The sequence below is a fragment of the Rhodococcus sp. FH8 genome (genome assembly GCF_019266085.1).
GTDB lineage: Bacteria > Actinomycetota > Actinomycetes > Mycobacteriales > Mycobacteriaceae > Rhodococcus_F > Rhodococcus_F qingshengii.
In genome coordinates, this window is sequence record NZ_LPNQ01000026.1 from 1 (window position 1) to 2,340 (window position 2,340).

At 61.7% G+C, this 2,340-nt stretch carries 3 protein-coding genes and 1 pseudogene; 1 reads left to right on the forward strand and 3 read right to left on the reverse strand.

Annotated elements, in window-relative coordinates; genetic code table 11:
• Positions 1 to 116: 116 nt before the first annotated feature.
• Together ATN38_RS00170 and ATN38_RS00175 are read right to left on the reverse strand one after the other, a co-directional pair.
• Positions 117 to 278 carry a hypothetical protein gene (locus tag ATN38_RS00170; RefSeq protein WP_155277984.1) on the reverse strand — a complete coding sequence of 54 codons (162 nt, stop codon included), beginning with the start codon at positions 276 to 278 and terminating at the stop codon, positions 117 to 119.
• A 113-nt stretch (positions 279 to 391) separates the two neighbouring features.
• Positions 392 to 852, reverse strand: a pseudogene (locus tag ATN38_RS00175) (transposase); the annotation flags it as partial.
• A 26-nt stretch (positions 853 to 878) separates the two neighbouring features.
• On the opposite strand from ATN38_RS00175, the gene ATN38_RS33150 reads away from it, so the two are divergent.
• Complete coding sequence (locus tag ATN38_RS33150) at positions 879 to 1,439, forward strand: integrase core domain-containing protein (RefSeq protein ID WP_080656784.1); 561 nt, start codon at positions 879 to 881, stop codon at positions 1,437 to 1,439.
• A 60-nt stretch (positions 1,440 to 1,499) separates the two neighbouring features.
• Here ATN38_RS33150 and ATN38_RS00185 read toward each other — a convergent pair.
• Positions 1,500 to 2,340, reverse strand: an 841-nt coding sequence (locus tag ATN38_RS00185) for a transposase (protein WP_195792048.1), incomplete at its 5' end; no start/stop codon positions are given.

Below are 2,340 nucleotides of genomic sequence, written 5' to 3' on the forward strand. Positions count from 1 at the left end.
CGTGAGCACGGGCGTACCTTCCCGCCAGCGTTGGCGCGCTGGACTTGATCAGAATCCTGTTCGTGTACAGATCATCATCCGGGAAGGTGCGTCCTCCCGGGATCCACAGGTTTCGATCATTCCTCCACGCCGGTTTCCGTAGCGATATCGGCGACTGCGTCACTGGCATGTCCCCAGTGAACGGGGCCATGCCAGTACAGCTCGACTGCGTCGCGCTGTACTGCGATACCGACGGCGCGACCGTAGCCGGGATCGCCGCCGATCTCGGCATATCCCATGGTTCCCTGACCACATGGCTGAGAAACGCGGGTATCCCGATCCGCAGACCCGCCGCCACCGCTGTCTTCGATTCGAATTGACTTTCAGAGGCTCGTCAGTGGATCCAGGCTTAGATGACCTCGTGGCTGATCCGCATTGACTCGTCATCGGGAAGTCGATGGGCAGCCGGTGCGAAATCTGCTCCGGGCTACACGCTTTCACTCATCGGAGGTCCTGACGATGCGGCTTGTTCAAACCCTTCCATTGCCGTTCGAACGGTCCGGCGACAGCAGCGCCGCCCGGCAGGGTGATCTTGCCCGAAAGGCGGTCCTCGACGTACTCGCGCAACCGCTCATTCTCAGCCAGCTTGGCGGACTTTGGGCGACGGGCAAACAACTCGGCTTTCCAGTGCGCAACGCTGGCACGGTAGTCGAGCGTGCCGCCCCGGGTCGCAGCGTTGCGCCGCAACTCCCGCGAGATCGTCGACGGGCTCCTCCCGATGACACTCGCGATCGCGCGCGCCCCGTGGCCGGTGGCGCGCAGGATCGCGATGCCCTCACGCTCTTCCAGAGAGAGGTACCTGCCGGCGCGGGCCATGGATACGGTCTCAGCCCGCCAGCGTGCCGGAACAACCGCTGGCCCACAGGTTGTCCCACGCCGACAGCGTCAGCAGCCTCGCAAGGAAGCTTGCCTGTGGCGATCTGGTCCCAAGAAATCTCGGTCCTTCGACCGAGGATGGCCCGGCGCTCTTCGGTGACCTCATCGGAGCCCTGCCCGTCACCTCCCGCGCCCAATCCGATGGTCTGCCCACAACACCCTCCTGGCCTCAGGTGTTGCTTCCACCGGTTGAGCCCAATCAGTGCACATCAATTTCCTTCGCGGAAACGGCTGCACTGGAAGGGATTGCGGCTTCAATTGGAAGCGTCGGCGACGCCCACGACAACGCCCTTGCGGAGTCGACAATCGGACTGTTCAAGACAGAAGAAGTTTCCAAGAGCAGTCCGTTTCTGCAAGGGGCGATCAAGACGATCGACGACATCGAATTCGCGACGATAGAATGGGTGGATTGGTTCAATACCCGCCGTCTGCACAGCACCTTGAACTACGTCACTCCCGACGAGTTCGAAGCCGTCTATTACTCTCAACTATCGATTCTCCAGCCGGAGATGTCGCCAGCATAGGAGCGGCAAGAAACCCGGCACGGTTCAGTCTCCGGACTTGCCGGGATGCTTCTATATCTGTCAAGACTCCAAGATTGGGTGTGCAGTGGCAAGTGTCCGGTACAGCTGCCGGGTGACGTAACGCTTGAGGGATCGCATGATCTCCTTGGTCGTGCGGCCTTCTCCTCGTCGACGTTCGACATAGGTGCGAGTTTGGGGATCAACCCGCATCCTCACGATCACAACCGTGGTCAGTGCTCTGTTCAATCGGCGGTCACCGCCCCGATTAAGCCTGTAGCGCACCGTGTTACCTGATGAAGCCGGGACCGGGCAGGTCCCGGCGAGCGAGGCGAATGCGGCCTCGGAGCGCACCCGACCTGCATGTGACCACGCGATCAGGACAGTCGCTGCAACCACTGCCCCGACCCCGACCGCGGCAGTCAGTTCCGGCGCATTGGTCTTCACCAATGCGTCGAGAGACTTTCGATTGTCAACCAACTCCGCATCGAGCGCACGAATCCTCTTGGCTAGTCGCACGGCCTCTGCTCGGCACGTCGCAGTGGTGGCGTCCTCGGACCGAGCCCGCCAGGTTGCGATCTCCTTTAACTGACTGTATGTCAACGATTTTCGTGCATCCACACCAAGTTCGACGGTGCGAACCAAAGCCGTCAACGCATTGATGGTGCGCGTCCGTTCACACGTCATCTGTTCTCGGGCGACCACGAGAACGCGCATCGCCACTCGCGATCCGTCCGCTCGTGGTCGACGCAGTCGATCGATGTCGACAGACAGAACTGATCGGGCGATACGAGCGGCGTCGAGATCGTCGGTCTTACCGACTCCTCTGCGATCCGCCGACCCCATCACGGAGGGTTCGGCTACCGGGAATCCCGCCGCGAGAACGCGGTCGGAGAGTCCGGCG

Excerpts from the sequence above, each read along its gene's own strand:
- ATN38_RS00170 (WP_155277984.1), bottom strand. The coding sequence starts at position 278 with ATGGGATATGCCGAGATCGGCGGCGATCCCGGCTACGGTCGCGCCGTC.